Source organism: Metabacillus sp. Hm71 (genome assembly GCF_051842955.2).
Taxonomy (GTDB): domain Bacteria; phylum Bacillota; class Bacilli; order Bacillales; family Bacillaceae; genus Metabacillus.
The window spans coordinates 1,888,379-1,909,825 of sequence record NZ_CM200278.1 but is presented as its reverse complement, the minus strand read 5'-3'; the positions used below and the strand labels follow the sequence as shown (position 1 = coordinate 1,909,825).

Sequence of the window (21,447 nt, the reverse complement as noted above, 5' to 3'; positions counted from 1 at the left end):
AGACTTATCGGAATATTTACGGGCAGTTCCCTCCACTTGATTTCTTTGCTTTACTTGAATCTTAAAGTGGGGATTACTGACCGTTAAGATTGGGATTAAGCGCCATATCTTCCACTATAATATGAAAAAGACACGGCATTTGTTATACTTGCAGGAAAATAGTTACTCTATTCCTGAACGATAGGCAAATGGTGTGCACCCTTCAAGCTGTTTGAATTTCGTATTAAAATACGTTTGATGTGTATAGCCTGTTAACCGTGAAATTTCCTCTATCGAAAGTTCAGTATCCTGCAAAAGCCGTTTTGCTTCCCGAATCCGCATTTGATGCAGTGTATCTCGAAACGATTGTCCAGATTCTGCAGCAAAGCGACGGCTAAGCGTGCTTTTATTGATCCTGAGTGCTTGAGCACATGCAGCCAAATTCCACTGAGCATCCCAAAAATTTGCTTCCATCATGTCTTTTACCTTTTCGACAAGTGTCTCTGTGCCCTTCTGGTGACTGTCATTCCTTGCTGCAAGCAGATGGGTGACAAATGTAAGCAGTTCAGAAACAATTTGATATATGACCGGATTTCGGATAATTTGCTGAAAGACAGTGTGGTAGGCGATTTCCCAGTCTGCTTCATTTGTCTTATATGCCTTCATATACCTGCGGATTTGCGCCAAAACACTTGTCAATCTGATTCGTACCATGTCAGGGCTTGGATACGGTTTTTTATAGGTGAAAAATTCATGTTCTACCCATTCGCGAATCGCTTTAGTATCTCTTTTTTCAAGCATTTCAATCCACTGACGCTGTTCGAGCGGTGTCAGAAAAGGATCCATATCCCGCCATCCTGCTCGTTCATCTCCCGCCAAAATAATGTCATACCCTTCAAAGAACACTTGCTCTGTTAATTCCTTTGTTTGTCGATAGATTTCCTTTAATGTGCTTTTTCCTGCAGGTGAATTCAATACAAGGGCAAGGGGTTCCTCCATTTGTTCCTTCCAGCTTGCAAGAAATGCTCGACACTGTTCCTTTAGATGTGATTGCTCCTCTGTTTCATGAATCCCTAATATAAATTGAGATAAGGCAAAAAACCGATACTTTCCAGTAAAAGGGAACTCTTGCAGTGTTTCATATACATAAGGCAATGCATGCCCATTTGGGGTGATAAATGCCGACATGATAACCGATTGCGGATGGAGTTTGTCAGTCAAGAAAAAATCAGCATAATCGATATCGATATGATCGTTCTCCTCCTCATTACTGCCAGCCGGAATTTGCTTACGATTTCGAATTTGAAAACGTAATTGCTGAACTTGTTTAATTAAATCTCCAGGGGAAAACGGCCTAAACAAAATATCCTCCGCATGCAGGCTCAGGCCGCGATAGGCAACCTGAAACACTCTCTCCGAAGAGATCCCTAACCAGCGGATTTGTTTAGTTTGCAGCACTTCTTTTAAAGGGTCATCTTTCCAAGCCCATTTATCCATATCTATGATGACAAAGTCTGGCTTTTCATACTTAATAACATTGGAAAGTTCTTTTATTTCTTCAAATGACGTCAACTGAATTCCTGTGACATGTGATTGTATGATCCAACGTATCCCTTGTGCTTCAAGTCCATCTTTGGCTACCAGATAAATCTTCATCCCTGCAACTCCTAAAGCTTTTTTTACAGTTTTCTCCTTAAACTAGCACGTCCATTCTCCCAATTTACGAAAACGTCAAGTTCAAAAAGCTGCGAGAGTTTTTCTTCTGAAATCATCTCATCTGTACGTCCCGAATCGAACACCTCACCTTTTTTCAACAAAAGCGTATGGGAGAAAATGGGGAGAATTTCTTCTACATGGTGTGTGACATATAGGAATGTCGGGGCATTTTCGCGTTTATTGATCGTCTCCAATGCTGCCAACAGCTGCTCACGAGCAAGAAAATCCAAGCCAGTTGTCGCCTCATCCAAGATTAATAGCTCAGGGTCTGCCATTAATGCTCTGGCAATTAGTACCCGCTGTCTCTCACCTTGTGAAAGAGTTTCATAAGCTCTATCAGCATAGGACAAACAATGAAGTTCCTCCAGCAGTCCAATTGCTTTTTGTCTCATTTCATCTGTAGGTTCCTCATATAAACCAATGGAAGCGAATGCTCCACTTAAAACAATTTGATATGCCGTATCTGACGGATAGAGCTTTTGCTGTAAATTTGAAGACACCAAACCAATTTTTTGCCGCAGTTTTTCTGCTAAATAGTCTCTACCAAACACTTTTCCTAAAACGGTAACACTACCTGTTGTAGGGAAATAGTATGCACAAAGCATGTTTAATAGCGCTGTCTTTCCCGCACCATTCAACCCATAAAGCACCCAGTTTTCTTGTTTATGTATCTTCCAATTTATTTCTCTTAACAGCCAGTGTCCGTTTCTCTTTAACGAAACGTTAGATAGTTCTATTATTGCTGACACCTTTGCCTCCTCCTTTTCTTGTATGTCTAAATAAATGGCAAGCAATATTGAATGCCTATGAATCAATAAATCTAGATTTTATTCTCATATGCAGTCAATCTATTAATGATTAACCTAAATATCCAAAGCACTTCCAATTGCCATCATGATAATAAACCCATATACAAGTATAACTCCCAAGCCATACAGAAATAAATGATCCTTTTTAAAGACTCTAATTAATTCTAGAAATGAAATAACAAAACGCGTAACAAACAATAATCCAAATATACAAAAAAATGCCATTCCTACAGTCATAGGAATCTCGGTTATTAATCTCATACCATCCGGCTCATTATTTGAGGCTACTCCAATCCCTACCCCAATATAAATCAACAAAAATGATGTTAAGACCAATGTACAAAAAAACACGAAATAACGATGTACCGTTGGGGCTAAAGATGAATCCACAGACACCACCCATTAAAAAAAATACTTAATACATAACCTGCACGAAATGATAGGATGAGACCATGCAAAGATCATATCGGTTTCATTGTTTTTTACATAAGAGTTCTTTCCAAATGTCATCATGATAACATCTGTTTGGTTACTCTTTTTCTTTTTCTTCTTACTCATTTTAAACATTCCCATCTATCCATAAAATACATAAGAAAATACTACTATAAATACCATTTTATTACCATAAATCTCTGGTAATGAATTTAGATAATGGGCAAGAGATGTCTAATTCTTCTCCTCATTATGAAAATTGCCCATTGCTTTCTTTCCGTAAATTCTTTATAATCGCTAAAAAGATCATTTCGTTCGATGACGAAGAGAGTAATTTTACAGAAAATCCAAAGCGAGTTAGGGATGGTGGGAGCCTAATGGATGATGTAAAATGAAGCGCACTTCTGAGAAGCTGCTCCGAAATTATAGTAGGTCCAGCCGGGGAACACCTCGATATCAAGGAAAAGAAGGTTCTTAATGAACAATAAGAGTGGTACCGCGGGCAAATCTCGTCTCTAGTTTAGAGACGGGATTTTTTTATTTTCAAAAGAAAGGTGATAAAGAAGATGGATTTACTAAACATATATGCTGAAGAATTAACGAAAAGCTTAAACGGCATTCTCTCTCTTGAAAATATTTTAGAATTAATTGAAAAACCTAGATATTCTACTCAAGGTGATATCGCATTCCCTTGCTTCACGTTGGCAAAGACCTTAAAGAAAACGCCAAACCAGATTGCTGTTGAAATTGCAACTCGCATCAATCATCCAATGTTTGAAAAAGTAGTGGCAGATGGACCTTATGTTAATGGATTTTTTCATAAAAAACTCGTCAGCAATGAAGTGATTACTTCGATTCTTGACCAAGGGAAACACTATGGTTCATCCGACATTGGAAATGGCAAAAACATAACAATAGACTTTTCATCTCCTAATATTGCAAAGCCCTTTTCAATGGGGCATTTACGTTCAACTGTAATTGGAAACTCACTTGCCCATATTTTTGAAAAATGTGGGTATAATGCAATTCGAATTAACCATTTAGGGGATTGGGGCACCCAGTTTGGAAAATTGATTGTCGCTTATAAGCTATGGGGAAATGAGGAGCAAGTAAAGCAAAACCCAATAAAGGAATTGCTGAGCCTTTATGTAAAATTTCATGAAGAAGCCCAACAACAAAAACATCTTGAAGAAGAAGCGAGAATCTGGTTTAAAAAACTTGAAGATGGTGATGCGGAACCAACCAAGCTTTGGGAATGGTTTAGATCAGAGTCTCTCCAAGAGTTTTCAAAAATCTATAAGTTATTAGGGATTACCTTTGATTCCTACCATGGTGAAGCATTTTATAACGATAAAATGGAGAAAACTCTCCGACTACTCAATGATCAAAAGCTGCTTTCAACCTCTGATGGTGCAGAAGTCGTCCATTTAGATGAGTATGAATTACCGCCATGTTTACTAAAAAAATCAGATGGGGCTACCCTTTATGCAACAAGGGATTTAACAGCAGCATTATATAGACAAGAAACCTACCATTTCAAAAAAGGAATCTATGTTGTCGGTCATGAACAAAGCCTGCACTTTAAACAAGTATTTCTTGTTCTTAAGAAAATGGGATATAACTGGGCAAACGATTTAGTCCACGTTCCATTCGGCTTCATTTTAAAGGATGGCAAGAAAATGTCGACGAGAAAAGGCAAGGTTGTCCTTTTGGAGGATGTCATCAGTGAAGCCGTTTCTTTAGCAAAAGAAAACATTGAAGTGAAGAATCCAGGCTTACAAAATAAAGATGAGGTAGCGAAGCAAGTTGCAATTGGAGCTTTAATTTTTCATGACTTAAAAAATGAGCGCTTAAATAATATTGAATTTTCACTAAAAGATATGCTGAAATTTGAAGGCGAAACCGGACCATATGTGCAATATACACATGCCAGAGCTTGTTCCATTTTAAGAAAAGCTGGGGGAGCAAAAGATAGTCAAGCTGAAGGGTTAGATGAAGAGGAAAGCTGGGAATTAGTAAAGATGCTGATGGACTTCCCTGCTGTCATTAAAAAAAGCATGACTTTATATGAACCATCACAAATCGCCAAATACTTGATTGATCTCTCACAAGAATTCAATAAATACTATGGCATTGTGAAGATATTAGCTGATGATGAACAAAAGGCGCAACGTATCGCTTTAGTCAAATCTGTTACAACCGTCTTGTGTGAAGGTTTAAGATTGCTTGGGATCACTGCTCCTGAAGAAATGTAGTCTTTTATCACAAGAAAAGTACTGATGTTTTTCAATTTCAATTAAAGAACTAATAAATTCCTCCACTGTGGTCAAACTAATCAAAAGCCAGATCACGGAGGTGTTCCTATGTTAAGCAATGATGAGGAATATACAGATTTTTCAAATGTTGAAACCCAAAGAAACTTCTTAACAGCTGAAGAATTCCCGGAAGGTTCTTTCGGCTCACCAATTGGTAAGAATAAAAAGGTAGAAAATAAAAATACACCATGGCAGCATGGACAACAATTTTATAGCGCTTTTACTTATGAAAACCGCATTTTGCACGAGGATATGCCAAGGCAATTTCCGAATGCACATCCGCCACACGATGAAAAAAGTATAAATACTGAAGAACCATATAATGACTCTCGTTAAACTTTAGGCAATCATCTCTGGTTGCCTAAAGTTTGTTTTGCCTAGAATTAAGCACAAGCAAAAATAAAATAGTGTTTATTTTTTTTACTAATTATAGGAAAATAGATATTGTAAGTGAATAAAACGATTTAAAGAGGTGACTTTCAAATGGTGAACATGAAACCTTCACCTATGACTTTAACACCCCATGCAAAGCCTGGTATTAGGAAGGCGATTCTTTGCATGGGACGGTCTAATTACTAAATATCGCCCATAATAATCGACTGCTTGACTAATATTTCGGCTTTGCACTTATTTTTTGATTTATAAAAAATAAGGGGCTGAGCGGAAATGAAATATGTAAATGCAAGTCGCGTATTACCTGAAGAATTGATCAAAGAAATCCAAAAGTATGTACAAGGAGAAACTGTTTATATTCCTAAACCAAAAAGGAATCATCAAAAATGGGGATCAAACTCAGGTAGCAGACAATTAATAGATGACCGAAATGCTAAAATAAAAAAATCTTTCAAAAACGGAAATGAGATTGACCAATTAGCCGATGAATTTTTTCTCTCGATTGAAACGATAAAAAAAATAGTCTACTCAAAAACATTTGAAAGCACTGATTCATAAACAGTGCTTTTTTATATGGCTATTTTATTTCTAAATTGTTTTTTACCTATAATTTTGCAGACTAAGATTTTAAAGTAAAAGGAGATATAATGTTGAAATTTTGTAGGAGGAGTGATAACGATGGAACCCTTTATCAAAAGTTATCAATTTCATTTTATCAAGAAACAAACACAGATTCTTTTAAATGGACATTCAAGCACAAAAGATCCAGGGGTTTTAAGTGCTCTTAAATTAATTGCAATCGAAAAAGTATATGAATTATTTCCTGACTTAAATAAGGAGCAAGAACAATTACTCTATTTCATTCAGACCATAAAAGAAAAACAACAAGCAGAAACGTTTTTACATGGATTAAAGCCTTATGTTATTCCTTTTAAAGAAATAAGTGATAAATCCTTGAAAAATTTATTTCCAAAGGTAAAAAAGCTAAAGCTCCCAAATCTTGAAAAAATTGATTTTACAGAAATCTCCTATTTAGGCTGGACAGATCAAGCTTCGGAAAGAAAATATCTTGTTTTTGTTAAAGAAAATAAACTAATTGGAATAAAAGGGACATTTAAAAACAGCCATAAGAAAGGAATTTGTTCATTATGTAATTCCCATGGACAAATAGGTATGTTTATTACTGAATCTAAGCCTTCCGTAAAGGGAACCTACATTAATAAGGGACAATATATATGTCAAGACAGCATGGAATGCAACCAAAAACTAATCAACAATGAGAAATTAACTGATTTTATTGAGCACATGAATCATTAAGCAGTAGATCAAATCTGTTTTTTGTTGATCAAGTACCTATTGCGCCATTAATCCTTCATACATACCTTAAGTAAACAACAAATCCAATTAACGATATCCCTGAAATGATCGAAATAACTTTTATCAGAATACTTCGAAGAAAAGATCTTGAGGTTTAATTTATCTATTAAGGGCATGATATACATACGTATTTCATTTGTGAGGTGGATGTTATGGCCAATAAGGAACAACAAACTGGCACTGATGATGCCATTATTCTTATGTTCTTAGATTTGGTTGAAGAAGATGGAATCGAAGTAGAAGTAACTCTAAGTGTCCAAGGGGCGATTATTTCAGGGACATTAATTGGAGCAAGCGCCTACTATGAAGGCGTAACAGAAGCTTCCAAACACCTTCAGGACAGTACAATGTCAAAAATCATTTCAAAAAAATTCGGTGATTTAAAAGAAGCTTACGCCAAACAAAAACAAGAAGAGGCAGAAAAAGAGCAAAAGGGAAGTTTAAAAACCTTCATTCACTTAAAACATGCCAAGTATCACAGTAAACCAACTCAATTACCTAATGGCTCCTGGTGGAGAGGTAGAATTTCATCAATAGATGGCTTTTCTTTCGATTTACTTAACTAAAAACACCATCAGGCAATAAAATCCCCTTCAAAACCGTTTGGGGGTTTTATTTTTAATAGAGTATCAGCATGTATGTTTCAGAAATGTATGTATCCTATGTATTACATGATGATACATTTTCACTGCTTACACATTGAACAATAAAAACTAGGGGTGTAGAGGAGGTAAGAGATGAGTAATGTAAGTTGCAGTAACCCTGGTGGCGCAAACAATAAATCACATACAAGTTCTAAAGAAGGAAATTTAAAATGGTGGCAGTTATCGTTGATTGGGATTGGCTGCACAATTGGTACCGGATATTTTCTTGGCTCGAGTATAGGTGTAGAAATAACTGGACCCTCTATTGTTATTTCATTTCTCTTAGCAGCGCTTGGAACATATATTGTTTTTAATGTTTTGGCGAAGATGACGGCTGAAGACCCTCAAGAAGGATCATTTTGTTATTATGCCGGCAAGGCTTTTGGAAAGTGGGCGGAATTCAGCTGCGGCTGGAATTATTGGTGTTCTAATATTCTTATTATGGGTAGTCAACTAACTGCACTTGCTATCCTTTCACGGTTTTGGTTCCCCCATATTCCGTTATGGATCTTTGCAGCAGGCTATGCCATTCTTTCAATTTTGGTGGTGATTTCAGGAACAAAAGGGTTTGATAAAATTGAAAATTTACTAGCAATTATCAAGTTCTCAGCCATTGTGATGTTTATTATTTTAGCTATTGCAGTGCTATTTGGATGGATAAATGGCGAAAATGCAAATCCGCCCGGGCTGCCAGATTCGGGAAATGAACTATTTGCGGGAGGATTTAAAGGCTTTTGGGCTTCGCTTATTTATGCCTTTTATGCATACGGAGGAATTGAAGTCATCGGAATTATGGCGATGCAGCTTAAAAAGAAAGAGGATGCCCCTAAATCAGGGTCTGTTATGCTCTTTGTTTTAGCCTTTGTTTATATTGCATCATTGGGATTAGCGACTACAATGGTTTCTATTGATGCCTTTCATGAAAAGGAAAGTCCTTTTGTGACGGCATTAGCAGACTATCACCTTGCATTTTTTCCGCATATTTTCAATGGTGCTATCATTATTGCAGGATTTTCAACAATGACAGCCTCTCTTTATGGGGTAACAAATTTACTCGTTACTTTAGCAAAAGATGGAGACGCACCCTCTTTCTTTGCAAAACAGCTTAAGAAATTTAATAGCCTGCCCCTGCCTTCTTTGGGACTTGCGACTGTTGGTTTGCTTGCATCCATTATTACAGCCCTGTTACTGCCAGGGAAAATTTACGAGTATATTACCACCGCAGCTGGAATTTTATTATTGTATAACTGGTTTTTTATTATTATTTCTGCCCTTCGCAATTTACAAATGAAAATTTGGAATAAACTCTTTGCTTATGTAGGGTTGGCTTTAATTATTGCTGCCATTAGCGGAACATTATTAGAAAAAGCCATTAGGCCAGGCTTCTTTGTTAGTATTTTATTTGTCGCAGTTATTGCCTTAGTTTGCTTAAAAATGAAAAAAGGGTGGAAAAAGCCTGTGAATAAAATTCGATATTATTAGGTTTCCTATAGAATGGTCAATCTTATTATTTGGTTGACCATTTTTTATATAAGTCTTAGCTTTAAAAGTAAAAATGATGATGAGAAATCATTCCCCATCACCATTTACCTCTTTTGCTTCATTTTGCTCCCAATAGTAATCAGCGAGAATATCTGAAAAGACATCGATTGTTCTTTCCAGCTCTTCTAAGTTATTATCCACACCGCCAACTTCCAAAAGCATGGCATTATTGGAAACATCCTGATTGTAAACTCCATTTCCATCACTTTTAGACTTAAGAAACACACCGCGGCTAATCCCAGGGTATTTTGCCTCAAGTCTTTGATGAAACGTTTTCGCTACATCGAGATTTTCTAGATAATTTTCGTGTTCCTTTCCAACGACAAAATAAACCCTAGCATAATTTTTTCCATTGATTGTTTTTGTCGTGATGTGTCTTCGAGCGGAATCGCGATGAATATCAATAAAATAATCTAAATTCGCATTCTTCGCAGCAGCAGCTTCCTCAACAATCTCACCTGATACAGTATAAGCTCTGGTAGATTTCCAGCCTTTCTTATGCAACTCCTGTGTCATATTGGTTTTATCATGGATAACGCCAATTCCTCGTTTCATCAGGTTTTCAGCTAATCGGCTTCCAAGACCAATCACATTTACCCTTTCGTCAGAGCTTATCGCCTCATTGGAGTTATTTGCATCCTTTAATAATGGCAAAAACGATTCCCAGCTGTGGCTTTGATAAATAAAAACAGTTTTATGCTCAGGATTAGCAACAGGCTTTTGATCTGTTTCTGAGTTTTGTCGTTCCCTAAGCTTTTCCTCCGCCACTTGTCTTTCCTTCAGTAAAACCTCAGTCGGCGGCGGTGACTCGTAGGGAAGATTACTAAGATTCGTCCCTTCCCCTGCTATAGCAATTTCTGTTTCATACAATTTCAATCCAGGCAATTCATTTCCTAAATACGTTCTTACATCTGTTGGTTTTACCCTTGTTGCTAATTGGATGGCTAATGCTGAAAGATTTGCTGTGGTAAATAAGGGGTTATCGGGATTTTGATAAAAGTACTGATTTTCAGCCTGGAGAAAATGAACAAATAGTTGCTCTGTGCTAAAATCACCAATCGTCCTTTGAATATTTTTAGAATCAACTCTCACATTAAACGTTATAATAAGGCCGATTAAACAAAAAACAAAAATCACGGTCAAAGCGGGAACATAGAAAAGCTTAAATAAGAAGAGATCCTTTGTTTTCACAGCACACCCCCTTTTATTCTTCATTTATGTATATGAAAAGAAGAAGGGGGTATAACAAGATTTATCTCATTTATATTTCTATTCATCTTTGCTTTATAGATAATTAAATTGTATCATCCTCATTTATAATGGCCAGTACTTGATGGTCTTCCCATTTTCCGTTGATTTTAACATTTTTCCTAGCAACGCCTTCCTTGTGAAACCCTGCTTTCTCTAAAACTCTGATGGAGCCAATATTATGCGGCATTACACCAGCTTCAATTCTATGTAGCTTTAATTGATTAAATGCAAAATCAACGATTAAACGAACCGCTTCTGTCATATATCCCTTTCCATTATGGTTGCGGTCTAAAAAATAACCGACATAACAGCTCTGCAAAGCCCCTCTCAACACTTCTGAAAGCATAATGGAACCAATATGTTCTTTTGATTCTTTTAAAAATATTCCGAAAAAATAATATTGATCAAGCTCCTGCAGTTCTTTATTTTTCTTAATTCTCGCCAGCTGACCTTCTAATGTATAAAAAGATTCCTCTCGGCGTGCAGCAAACTTTTGAAAAAATTCCCTATTGTTCAGCTCAAGCTGCAAGGAGGCCTTAGCATCATCAGGTTCTAATGTTCTGACAAATATATTTTCGCTGCTAAATTTCATTTCGCATTTCCTCCTAATTGAATTTTTGTTAGTTCAAGGCATATAACAATATATTTAAAAATCAGCAAAGCTATTTAGAGACATGCTTTGATACCTTTATAATCACTTGTTTTTTTTAGTTTAAAATCAACCGTGTTTGCTTCATAATGAACTATAGAACCATAGTTGATTCATTCAGATAGTCTTAGAGGAGGATATAAGCCCCTATCAAACTTTTTCGAGTCAAAAACGGCTTAAAATGCTGTTGACATTATGATTCTTTCTCGGTTTTTTAAGAATGTTTCTTTACAAATCTGCTTAATGCTGGAGTAATTCTGAGAACAAATTGCTTCATAGATTAACTTATTTAATTGATTTGCAGAGTAATGCTTTTGGTTTGGGGTTAATTTCCAATTAACCATAGCCATTCTCACAAATTTATCTTTCAACGAATCCATGAATTCTAGCATTGTTTTATTGTTTGCAGATGAAATCATACACCGAGTAAAAAGAAGATGGTATTGAATATACTTATAATAGTCATCATTCTTTTCTGCATCAAGTTGCAGGTCTAAATACATTTTTAATTTATCAAGATCGAAGCTGTGGCCCCTTGCCTCTACCTCATCAACAGAAAACTCTTGCAAAAAAAAGATTACTTGCGAAATGTCCAGCAATTCTTTCATAGAAATCTCTTTCACAATAATTCCACGGTTTTTAATAGATGTGACAAATCCCTCTGACTCTAAACGGGAGATTGCGCCTCTAATAGGGGTACGGCTCATATTTAGTTCTTTTGCTAATACATTTTCCGATAGAAGCAGACCTGGCATATAATTAGCAGTAATTAAATTTTCACGGATTGTCGTATAAGCTATGTCAACAAGTGAGTTTTTGGTCATTTTTACAATTCCTTTCAATCAGAATTACACACACTAATTCTAAATTACCCTACAGTTATCCGCAAGAACAATTGCCCTTACATCGCAGGTTAATGGAAAGTAACTATCCTCTATTATATTTACCTCACAATTGGTCTATCATATATTAAATTGCTGAAACATCATAAGAATAGTGTTCTTCTTCATTTCCAACATAGAGAGAACAAAAAAAGAAGTGCTATAACACTTCTCCTTCTACCTTATAAATATCTCTATAATGCAACAGTTTCACCTACATTTAAAAAACGTCCCTTCACTCGCTCAATCACATCCTGCCCCACACCTTTTGCCAGCAAATAGTGTCCAACACTTTGATAAGTATGAAGGATGTACTCATAGGCTCTTATAATATAGTCTCGATTTGAATACATGTACTCCTTTGGAATATTTCCATTCGGATTTTCGTTCTGTTGAATAGACTCCAAATTCGTGTAGGTTACTTCATAATTTGAGACAATATCTTTCTTTTCCACTCCTGCCAAGCCTAACAGCAGCATCGCTAAGATCCCTGTACGATCTTTTCCGGCCGCGCAATGAAAGACGATGCAGCCTTCTTCCGCTTGGTCAATTACATCAAAAATTCTCTTTACCGAATCGTTGTTTTGCTCCAATAAATCTATATAAAAATCTCCCATTGAAATCTCATACGAAGATAGAGTAATATCTGAAACCAGTTCGGTAATAAACGGGATGTTATGATATTTACAAAAATCCTCTTCTCCAAGTGGGTTTTTATGAGTTTCGATTTCATCTACTCCCCGCAGATCAATGACGGTTTTCACCCCGTACTCTTTTAAAAAGATGATGTCTTCTCGAGTGAGCTTGCTCATATCACTTGACCTTAAAAAGGAGTGCCACTTAGTTTGTTGCCCATATTCAGTACTGTATCCACCTAGCTCCCGACAGTTTTCTACACTATTAATCGGCAAGCGTACCCAATTTAATTTTGCATTTTTCATCATCTTAGTATCCTCCTACAATCAACTGTTCCTAAATTTAATATTATTTTTAATCTTCGTCATCACCAGTTCAAGCACAACCATGAGTAAACAAATCATAATGACAATTGTCGTTGTTTGTGCATAATTATACGTATTTATCGCTTGTGTCAATAAAAGACCAATCCCGCCGACCCCGATGATTCCTAAACCAATGGATTCAGAAACATTGGATTCAAAGCAAACGGTTATCCAAGCCACAAAAGCGGTAATACAAAGCGGAATCAATCCGTGATAAACAATTTTAAACCAAGAAGCCCCTGTTGACTTCATCGCTTCAATAATCTCGCCGCCCGTCTCTTCTATACTCCCTGTAAAAGTTTTGACAAGGTAGCCGACAGCAGAGACCAAAATGGCAACAAAGCCTGACACATTACCAAAACCTAGACTCGCGATCACCATTAATCCCCATACCAATGAAGGGACGGAACGAATGATGGCGAAAAACCCTTTTATAAAAATCGCTAAATATCGATTCGGTGCAATATTTGATGCTGCTAAAAAACTTAAAAACATGGCTAAAAAAACAGCCACAACCAATGTTAACAAAGCCAATGCTAAACTGGTCACAATATTCAAAAGAGCATCAGGTACAATTGAAAAATCCACAGCCATCATTCGACTTAAGACGTCGGGAACATTTTCTAACCGTTCATAAAATTTTTGTATATCTAAGTTGATAAGCTTCACAGCTGCAATAAACACCGCACCCAATATAAGAACAAGAAGAATCGACTTGCCAACACTTCCTTTTGACGTGACTCGAATGTGCTCCATTATGTCTTCAATCTCCTTACTTTCATTAAACGAAACGTTTACGAATCGAATTAGTTACTAACTCTGTTAATAAAATAATCGCGACGACTACGGCAATAATCGTAATCGCTTCTCCGTATTTGAACAAATTAATATTTGTATCAATTAAGACGCCTATACCTCCTGCCCCAACAAGACCTAAAACAGCAGACGCTCTGACATTAATTTCAAAAGCAAATAACGTCCAATTAATCCACGCTGGAACAAACTGAGGGATGACTCCATGAAACAAGATTTGAAAATAAGAGGAACCATTCGCCCGTAACGCCTCAAGCTTGTCTCCAGAAATTTCATCGATCGACTCTGCATAACTTTTACTTAAAAATCCGATGGTTACAAGAATCAACGCCAAAACGCCAACAATTCCGCCTATACCGAAAATATAAACCAATAATGCTCCCCAAATAATAAAAGGGATATTCCGTAATATTGATACAAAACCGCGGGTAATCACCCGCAATGATTTAAACTTATTCGTATTTTCCGAGATTAAAATCCCGAAAATAAACGCAATAATCGTAGAAATATAGGTTGAGATGATCGCATAACCGAGCGTATCGACCACTGCTGGTATATATTGTTCTAAATTCTCCGCATTTGGAGGAAAGAACTTTTCAAAGAAAAACATAACAAAGCTTGGTAAGCCCATGAGCATCTCTATAAAGGAAATCTCTAAATAAAAAACGGAAAAAATCAACACGGCAAAGATGGCAGCAACAACGGCAATAGTTTTTTTAGGATCTCTTTGATCGAGTGGGATCTTATGAATGGTTTTGTTATTCATCATTTTGTCCCACCGCCAATTGCATTGACTGCGTTCCGCTTTCTTCCTGAAGCGTCATTTGCGATTCTTTTCCTTCATAGATATCTCGAATCATTTCATCCGTTAAATGGGATGGTGCTCCATCAAAAACAACCGACCCTTTTTTGATCCCGATAATTCGTGTAGCATACTTTTTTGCGTAGTCCACTTGATGGAGATTCACAATACAGGTTAATTTCTTTTCTTGAGAAATCGTATGAAGCTGCTGCATCACTATATTGGCAGAAAGCGGATCTAGCGATGCGATCGGCTCGTCCGCAAGCAGAAGCTTTGGTCTCTGCAAGATTGCTCGACAAATTCCAACCCGCTGCATCTGTCCTCCAGAAAGCTCATCAGCTCGTTTATAAATTTGGTCTTGAAGACCCACTTTTTTCAGCAGTTCAACAGCCTCTTGCTTATCTTTATGAGAATAGAGTCCAAGCAAACTCTTGTATAAAGGAATGCTGCTTAATTGCCCATGGAGAACATTTTTAATGACATTCGTTCTTCCAACCAAGTTATAATGCTGGAATATCATTCCAATTTTTGATCTTTCTTTCCTCAACTTCCGCCCATTCAGCTTTTCCAGATGCTGTCCATCAAATATAATTTCCCCTTCGGACGGATTCACAAGGCGATTGATACATCGGATAAAGGTTGACTTTCCAGCACCAGACGTACCGATGACAACGATAAATTCACCTGGGTAGAAATCTAAAGAAATGCCATTCAAAGCACGAGTATCTTTACCATAGACCTTCACTAAATTTTTTATTGTTAATAATGGGTTCATTTTGCTTCTTCCTCTAAAGCATTAATGGCATCAAGCATTTCAATTGTAGGATCATAATAATTTTGTTCAGTCGCTGCAAAACGTGCCTTTGGATCATTATGGACGGCTTCAAAATATTTCTCATCTTCAAATGATACGAACGCATCTCTTAAGGCCTTTTTAAAATCTTCTGGTAAATTCTCGCGAATAATATAAGAAGCATCAGGGATATCATCTGTACGTCCGATAATTTTAAATTCATCTTCCTTAATCGTTCCTGCCTCAATCATACTATCCAGCTGACCAATAGCCACTGCCGCTGCATCAAAGTCACCCATCTTTACACCCATGACACTATTTGCGTGGGATTCGGAAAAAGTAACATTTTCAAAAAAGTAGCCAGACTGCTCGATTAAATCAGGATCCAGGTCAAACTCTTGAACTAGGGTTCCCTTTGGATAAAGATAGCCTGAGGAAGAAGCAGCATTTACAAACGCAAAGTTCTTTCCTTTTAAATCCTCCATCTTGTTGATTTCTTCATTATCCTTTTTTGTAATAAAAGCAGTATAATATTCATAACCCTCTACTTGAGGAGTAACTAATATTTCTGCCCCAGCTTTTTTGTCTGCTTGGTAATAGCTCATTGGACTAGCAAGCATAATATCTAAATTCCCGCTTGCTAGAGCTTCAATTCCAACAGCGTAGCTGCCGCCTTCAAACTCTTTCACTTCAATTCCTAATTCTTCAGAAAGGTGATCTCTCAATGCTGTATGCATAGAAGCAGCATTTGGATTGTTTTCATTTGGCATTTGCACCAAGGTAAGTTCTTCCGGCCACCCCTTGTTTGCTGAATTAGCTGAAGCAGAGGATGATGAATTCGCTCCATTCCCACACGCTGCCAAAGTGGATACAAGTCCTAATGTTAGAAAGAATTTTGATAATTTTTTCATCATTTTGTATGTCTCCTTCATAGAGTTAATTAAAATAATTAAATGAATAACTTGCTTGGTACTTTGGTTGAACTAAAAATTTTAAAACATCATTCATTGAACCATTAGCAACCCTACTAATTCCTTCTCACCTAATTAAAAAAGATTGGATTTCATTTCACCTCACGTAGTATTCAACTTGTATACAACTAATAATATAAAGATAGAATGTTAAGAGAGTTTTTTTCAGACGTAAAGATTAGGTAAATAATTGTAAAGAGAAAAAAGTTTCTTCCTAATGAAACGCTCTACAACGAATTGAAATTTAAATTAATATTTATCATACACGTCAACAAGTAACACATTATTACTGACAATTTTAATGCATCAGAATTCTCATTCAGTGATAAAACAAAAGGGTTTTAAATCAGGTATTAACATGGAAAAAAGACTCATTCTTCTTTGAACGAGTCTTTTTTCATGTAGATTTACTTACTGTGTTAATATAATCGGGCCATTTTTTGTAAGAATAATCGTATGCTCTACTTGAGCGACATAGCTTTCTTTCGTAGCATAAGTCCAGCCGTCTTCTTTTTGAAATACTTCCTCTTCCAGGTTCGAGATAAATGGCTCAAATGCGATAACCATACCTTCCTTTAGCAGCTCATCATCAAAGGTTTCATTATAATTATAAATATGATCAGGTGCTTCATGGATTGTACTGCCCACACCATGTCCTGTCAGGTTTTTGATTACTGTTAGTCCATGCTGTTTAGCCGTTTGGAAAACAGCTTTACCTATTCTGCTTTTTTTGGAGCCAGGTTTGGCATTTTTGAGACCTGCTTCAAATGCTAGTTGTGCTACTTCACATACTTTCTTGCTGATTTCTTCCCCTTCTCCTACGACAAAGGAAATACCTGTATCTGCAAAATAACCGTTCTTTGAACCAGAAACATCTATATTGACAAGATCCCCTTCTTTAATTACCCGTTTTCCAGGAATGCCATGTGCCACTTCATCGTTGACGCTAATGCATGTATAACCTGGAAAATTGTATTCCCCTTTAGGAGCAGAAATAGCACCGGACTTTTCGAAAAGCTTTCCGGCAATTTCATCAAGCTCCTTCGTAGTAATACCAGGAACTGTTCTTTGCACTAATTCATCTCTAATGCTGGCAACAATTTTGCCTATTTCTTTCAAACCGCTAAAATCTTCTTCTGTTTTTGCAATCATTGTTTCCTACCTCATTCTTCAAAAATATATATTAATTGTACCTTTCTTCTAAGATCAATCCAAGCAATGAATACTTCACAAAAAAATAAGAGAAAGAAAGGGATTCATTTCAGAGTGTGAACAGACGAAATCAAAGCGTGAATCCTCTAAGAATCCACGCCTAAAAAATCATAAGTCGTTAATAGACTAAATTTTATTTTTTACCTCTTCTCTTAGTGATTCTAATATATTTTCTGATAAGTTCGCAGGTAATGAAGTTCCGTTTTTAAAAATCCAGGAGTTTAGGATTTCAAGATCTGACTTCTTAAACGTAATACTGTGAACATCATTGTTCAGGGTAAAATCTACTGTTACCGTTTCTTCTCCATCAAACTTGTCATCAATAATCATGTCTGTTATATAGTACGGCTTCAACATGCTTTCTCCTTTATCATTCTTTTATTATGTTTAGAATGAACCATCTATCAATGTTTATTCACATTAAAGGTAATAATAAAGAAAAGACATTATTCTATAGAGGAAAACTAGAAGATCCGATATATAATTCCTTTATGATCTTACGGTGGTGGAGTTCATGACCGGCAAGAATATATACGAGGGCACGGACAGTAACCTCAGAGTTTAAAGCGATCCCTTTTCTTACCCAATCCTTTGATTGTAAGCTCTTTAGTAAATACAAAGTTGCTTTTCGAGAAGCAGCAAAATGGGCTAAAAGATCTTCTATCGACTGTTTATCAAACTCTGCATGTTGTATGTAAACATCCTTATCATACCTAGGTAGGGGAACCGGTTCACCTCTTGCAGTACAAAGAAGGGTGTATGTTAAAATCCGTTCTGTATCGATCAAGTGACCAATCAATTCTTTAATGCTCCATTTTTCAGGAGAGTATCGAAATAACCCTTGTGAATCTGTCAGTTCGCTTAGCAAGATGTCAGTTTCCTTATGTTGCTGCTCTAATTGCTGGACGATATCCCCGTTTGGAACAAGTTCTAAGTATTTTTCAAAATAAGCATCATATTCACTTACTATTGGCCTTTCTTTCATATTATCATTCCTATCATGAGAAAATTTTTTTGACCATATGTGATTTATTTAGGTTGCTTTAGCCCAAACAACTGTCTCAAAATCAAAGGACCACCCTTCTCGAAATCTAGGATCCTGATACCTGAAAGATTCGCGAACTAACTATGTAGAAAATTCCCTTCATCAACACTCCCTCCTTTTAATAAGAATTCTCATAAACTATGTTACTATCAAATGGAAAATTTCTCATTAAAAAAGCATAAAAATAAAGGCTGTCTCAAGAAGGATTTGAACCTCTCAAAACAGCCTTCATTGTATGTTCCCTATTAATTAGTTCCAATAGAAAAAATATCTCTTCTCCATCATCATTCATTTATTTATGAAGCATGTTTTCGCATGCTTTTCATAATAAAGCTTACGATGAATACCAATATAATGGCACCGATTAACGCTGGAATGATGTAAAATCCGCCAGCTTCAGGCCCCCATTGACCGAGGATGAATGATCCGAGCCATGCTCCAATAAATCCTGCTACAATATTTCCAATCACACCGCCTGGAACATCACGTCCTGCAATCAATCCTGCTAACCAGCCGATAATACCTCCAATAATTAATGCCCAAAGAAATCCCATTTTTAACACTCCTTTTATTGAGTTTTTTATTAATGTTGTTTGATCTTTATTTACCCCTCCATAGAAAACCTAAACTATTATTCTCCTATTTTTTATCATCATCAAATATCATTGAATCTCTTTTTCTAAGGCCTCCTCAATGTCAGGTTTATGTCCAAAGAAATAAAGCCGGTCTCCTGATTGAAACTGCTCCTCTGCTATGTTTTTCCGAATTCTAACATCCCCTCTTTTAATCATTAAAATAACAAAATCAGAGGATTCGTGATCTTCCATGATTTGATTAACCGTGTTATTGATAAGCGGAGAATCTGCCTTAATCTGGTATTCTACTATTTGACCATCTATATCTTTTAACGTCACTTCTCTTATTGGCAAAGGAAATGATGATTCCTCTTTCTCCTCTTTATGTTCAAGTTTATTTACCAGGTATTTTTGCAAAACTGGCAGTTTTAAAATACTTAAAACAATTATTAATGACACGGCGATATAAATAATGGAACTTGTTCTTAAATCATCCTCGAATAAACTGCTAACCGAAGAAATAATAACTGCCAAAGAAAAGGCGCCAAATAAAATAAGGAAAACACCAAGCTTTCTACGAAATGGATGGGATAGGATAAATTCGGATTCACCTGTGGTATAACCTGTCCCTGTCATCATGGAAATGACTTGGAACCTTGACACTTTCTTTTTTAGACCTGTTAATTGAAATAAAATAACATGGATTTCAATGACTGTCATAATAATCGCAAAATAAATGAGTAAAAATAATAGAGTCAACCTGTTCACCTCTTTTTGCTCTTAACATAAAAATAGTTGGGGCATTAAGAGCCCCAACCAAATTATTAAACCTTTACTGCTTCTTCTCATCGTAAAATTTCACCGAGTACATTGCACCCTCACTCACCATCTTGTTATCTTCAATATCTTGCGGGTCTGGATGTCCTCCCTTTTCAACAGGTAGGTTATCACACTTGTCAATTGCTGAAGGTTTTATCTTCCTCTTCAATTCTCTAAATGTATTTTCCAATTTAATTCTATTTGGTTTTGATGATACCCATAGGACAAGAGAAGTTCCCATTCCAACAGCAACAATTGATTTCATACCTAGCATTCTTTTCATTACTACCACTCCTCTTTTAATTGAATTTTTTTCAGAAAAAGCTGTAATTACTTGTCCTATATACCCTTTTAAAAAGGTTTCAAACATTTCAATTAAAATAAAAGGTTTCAAAGCTATCAAATACGGGCATTGTTTTGGTAAATCACATAAAAAATTTATTAAATAAGTAGGGATTTAGCGATGAATAAGTGGAAATGGTATCAATATAATAAAAATGAATTAGAAAAAATAAAGCAATCTGAACATAAAAATGAAATCCTCTCACAAAAGCCCTGGCTAGATAAAATAAAGATGAATGATACAAATTACTTGGAGATTAGCCACGGCGAGAATGGTGCTTTTACCCTTAAAGGTTCTCTCGTTTATGACCAAAATTTTCATGATGAAAGAGAATATAAAATATTTCAATTTTTTTTAACACAGGATAAGCTTGTAACAGTTGATTTAGATTTGTCATTATTTAAACATGCTAACATCGAACAAATGCTGCGAAAAATAGCAAAAGCGGATAAACCAATTGATGGGTTTTTATTTATTCTTTTGGAACTATTGGCAGAATTTTTAATAAAAATTGATGACTTTGAAAATAAGTTAAGGGAACTCATTTGGAAAATTCATAAAAAAAATAAAACGAGTATTTTAGAAGATATTTATAAACGCCGCCATGACTTGCTTGTTTGGAGCAACTTGCTTATCCCTTTAAAGGAGCTAATCATGGGAATCGAAGAGGCATGTCATGAGATATTGAATGATAATAAAACCTATGCTCTTACAGCTAAACGAATAAAAAGAGCTCTGTATTTAATCGATGAATATGAGCATGAAATTCATTCAATCATAACATTGGAAGAAGTAATCTCCACCCACCGCGGAAATGAGATTATGAAAACCTTAACGGTTATGACAGCTATTTTTACTCCTGCCATGGCATGGGGGGCAATTTGGGGGATGAACTTTAAATTCATGCCTGAACTGGAATGGAAGTATGGATACTTCATTTCGATCATCATCATTGCATTATCCATGATTGCTGTATATATCTACCTTAAAATGAAAGGATGGACAGGAGATCTGTTAAAGGGGAAGAAAAAAGGGAAATTTTTTAAATAAATAGAAGGGCTGACTATAGATCAGCCCTGATTAGC

At 36.1% G+C, this 21,447-nt stretch carries 24 protein-coding genes and 1 other annotated feature; of the genes, 7 read left to right on the top strand and 17 right to left on the bottom strand.

What is annotated here, in order from left to right:
- Positions 1 to 162: 162 nt before the first annotated feature.
- The 3 genes from ACSVDH_RS08985 to ACSVDH_RS08975 all read right to left on the bottom strand — a co-directional run bounded on the left by ACSVDH_RS08985 (position 163) and on the right by ACSVDH_RS08975 (position 2,894).
- Positions 163 to 1,635 (bottom strand): helix-turn-helix domain-containing protein, encoded by a 1,473-nt coding sequence (locus tag ACSVDH_RS08985; protein WP_439253573.1) that lies wholly within the window; start codon positions 1,633 to 1,635, stop codon positions 163 to 165.
- 23 nt (positions 1,636 to 1,658) lie between these two features.
- Positions 1,659 to 2,435: an ABC transporter ATP-binding protein gene (locus ACSVDH_RS08980; protein ID WP_439253593.1), complete on the bottom strand. Its 777-nt coding sequence runs from the start codon at positions 2,433 to 2,435 to the stop codon at positions 1,659 to 1,661.
- 123 nt (positions 2,436 to 2,558) lie between these two features.
- Complete coding sequence (locus ACSVDH_RS08975) at positions 2,559 to 2,894, bottom strand: hypothetical protein (protein ID WP_439253572.1); 336 nt, start codon at positions 2,892 to 2,894, stop codon at positions 2,559 to 2,561.
- A 351-nt stretch (positions 2,895 to 3,245) separates the two neighbouring features.
- Positions 3,246 to 3,456 (top strand) — a binding site (T-box leader).
- A gap of 46 nt (positions 3,457 to 3,502) precedes the next feature.
- On the opposite strand from ACSVDH_RS08975, the gene argS reads away from it, so the two are divergent.
- The 6 genes from argS (at position 3,503) to ACSVDH_RS08945 (ending at position 9,147) form a co-directional block, all read left to right on the top strand.
- A complete protein-coding gene (gene argS, locus ACSVDH_RS08970) occupies positions 3,503 to 5,191 on the top strand; it encodes an arginine--tRNA ligase (RefSeq protein ID WP_439253571.1) in 1,689 nt (562 codons plus the stop codon).
- Between the two features lie 108 nt (positions 5,192 to 5,299).
- Positions 5,300 to 5,587: a hypothetical protein gene (locus tag ACSVDH_RS08965; protein WP_299089048.1), complete on the top strand. Its 288-nt coding sequence runs from the start codon at positions 5,300 to 5,302 to the stop codon at positions 5,585 to 5,587.
- 330 nt (positions 5,588 to 5,917) lie between these two features.
- On the top strand, positions 5,918 to 6,202 hold the full coding sequence (locus ACSVDH_RS08960; RefSeq protein WP_299089046.1) for a CD3324 family protein: 285 nt from the start codon (positions 5,918 to 5,920) through the stop codon (positions 6,200 to 6,202).
- A 120-nt stretch (positions 6,203 to 6,322) separates the two neighbouring features.
- Positions 6,323 to 6,961, top strand: a complete 639-nt coding sequence (locus ACSVDH_RS08955; RefSeq protein ID WP_439253570.1) for a FusB/FusC family EF-G-binding protein — start codon at positions 6,323 to 6,325, stop codon at positions 6,959 to 6,961.
- A gap of 212 nt (positions 6,962 to 7,173) precedes the next feature.
- Entirely contained in the window at positions 7,174 to 7,587 is a 414-nt protein-coding gene (gene gvpU, locus ACSVDH_RS08950) for a gas vesicle accessory protein GvpU (protein ID WP_439253568.1), read from the top strand.
- 171 nt (positions 7,588 to 7,758) lie between these two features.
- Entirely contained in the window at positions 7,759 to 9,147 is a 1,389-nt protein-coding gene (locus ACSVDH_RS08945) for an amino acid permease (protein ID WP_439253567.1), read from the top strand.
- Between the two features lie 87 nt (positions 9,148 to 9,234).
- On the opposite strand, the gene ACSVDH_RS08940 is transcribed toward ACSVDH_RS08945, so the two are convergent.
- The 14 genes from ACSVDH_RS08940 to ACSVDH_RS08875 form a co-directional block, all read right to left on the bottom strand.
- Positions 9,235 to 10,398: a stage II sporulation protein P gene (locus tag ACSVDH_RS08940; RefSeq protein ID WP_439253566.1), complete on the bottom strand. Its 1,164-nt coding sequence runs from the start codon at positions 10,396 to 10,398 to the stop codon at positions 9,235 to 9,237.
- A 103-nt stretch (positions 10,399 to 10,501) separates the two neighbouring features.
- On the bottom strand, positions 10,502 to 11,050 hold the full coding sequence (locus tag ACSVDH_RS08935) for a GNAT family N-acetyltransferase (RefSeq protein WP_439253564.1): 549 nt from the start codon (positions 11,048 to 11,050) through the stop codon (positions 10,502 to 10,504).
- Positions 11,051 to 11,283: 233 nt separating this feature from the next.
- The gene (locus tag ACSVDH_RS08930; RefSeq protein ID WP_439253563.1) at positions 11,284 to 11,931 is read right to left on the bottom strand and encodes a GntR family transcriptional regulator; all 648 of its coding nucleotides are present in this window, start codon (positions 11,929 to 11,931) and stop codon (positions 11,284 to 11,286) included.
- A 251-nt stretch (positions 11,932 to 12,182) separates the two neighbouring features.
- Positions 12,183 to 12,932 (bottom strand): tyrosine-protein phosphatase, encoded by a 750-nt coding sequence (locus ACSVDH_RS08925; protein ID WP_439253562.1) that lies wholly within the window; start codon positions 12,930 to 12,932, stop codon positions 12,183 to 12,185.
- An 18-nt stretch (positions 12,933 to 12,950) separates the two neighbouring features.
- On the bottom strand, positions 12,951 to 13,745 hold the full coding sequence (locus ACSVDH_RS08920) for a PhnE/PtxC family ABC transporter permease (RefSeq protein WP_439253561.1): 795 nt from the start codon (positions 13,743 to 13,745) through the stop codon (positions 12,951 to 12,953).
- Positions 13,746 to 13,770: 25 nt separating this feature from the next.
- Positions 13,771 to 14,571, bottom strand: a complete 801-nt coding sequence (phnE, locus tag ACSVDH_RS08915) for a phosphonate ABC transporter, permease protein PhnE (protein ID WP_439253559.1) — start codon at positions 14,569 to 14,571, stop codon at positions 13,771 to 13,773.
- Positions 14,561 to 15,379: a phosphonate ABC transporter ATP-binding protein gene (gene phnC / locus ACSVDH_RS08910; RefSeq protein ID WP_439253557.1), complete on the bottom strand. Its 819-nt coding sequence runs from the start codon at positions 15,377 to 15,379 to the stop codon at positions 14,561 to 14,563. Before phnC ends, phnE begins: the two co-directional genes overlap by 11 nt.
- Positions 15,376 to 16,311 carry a phosphate/phosphite/phosphonate ABC transporter substrate-binding protein gene (locus ACSVDH_RS08905; protein WP_439253556.1) on the bottom strand — a complete coding sequence of 312 codons (936 nt, stop codon included), beginning with the start codon at positions 16,309 to 16,311 and terminating at the stop codon, positions 15,376 to 15,378. The genes phnC and ACSVDH_RS08905 overlap by 4 nt, the downstream gene beginning before the upstream one ends.
- Positions 16,312 to 16,779: 468 nt before the next feature.
- On the bottom strand, positions 16,780 to 17,520 hold the full coding sequence (gene map, locus ACSVDH_RS08900; protein WP_439253554.1) for a type I methionyl aminopeptidase: 741 nt from the start codon (positions 17,518 to 17,520) through the stop codon (positions 16,780 to 16,782).
- A 186-nt stretch (positions 17,521 to 17,706) separates the two neighbouring features.
- A complete protein-coding gene (locus ACSVDH_RS08895; protein WP_299089032.1) occupies positions 17,707 to 17,937 on the bottom strand; it encodes a hypothetical protein in 231 nt (76 codons plus the stop codon).
- Positions 17,938 to 18,031: 94 nt separating this feature from the next.
- Entirely contained in the window at positions 18,032 to 18,565 is a 534-nt protein-coding gene (locus ACSVDH_RS08890; protein WP_299089031.1) for a DinB family protein, read from the bottom strand.
- A gap of 356 nt (positions 18,566 to 18,921) precedes the next feature.
- A complete protein-coding gene (locus ACSVDH_RS08885) occupies positions 18,922 to 19,179 on the bottom strand; it encodes a GlsB/YeaQ/YmgE family stress response membrane protein (RefSeq protein ID WP_299089030.1) in 258 nt (85 codons plus the stop codon).
- A gap of 108 nt (positions 19,180 to 19,287) precedes the next feature.
- The gene (locus ACSVDH_RS08880; protein ID WP_439253553.1) at positions 19,288 to 19,959 is read right to left on the bottom strand and encodes a TrkA C-terminal domain-containing protein; all 672 of its coding nucleotides are present in this window, start codon (positions 19,957 to 19,959) and stop codon (positions 19,288 to 19,290) included.
- Positions 19,960 to 20,032: 73 nt separating this feature from the next.
- Positions 20,033 to 20,293 (bottom strand): YbyB family protein, encoded by a 261-nt coding sequence (locus ACSVDH_RS08875; RefSeq protein WP_439253591.1) that lies wholly within the window; start codon positions 20,291 to 20,293, stop codon positions 20,033 to 20,035.
- Positions 20,294 to 20,482: 189 nt separating this feature from the next.
- Between ACSVDH_RS08875 and ACSVDH_RS08870 the strand changes: the two genes are divergently transcribed.
- On the top strand, positions 20,483 to 21,412 hold the full coding sequence (locus ACSVDH_RS08870; RefSeq protein ID WP_439253552.1) for a magnesium transporter CorA family protein: 930 nt from the start codon (positions 20,483 to 20,485) through the stop codon (positions 21,410 to 21,412).
- The last annotated feature ends 35 nt before the right edge of the window (positions 21,413 to 21,447 follow it).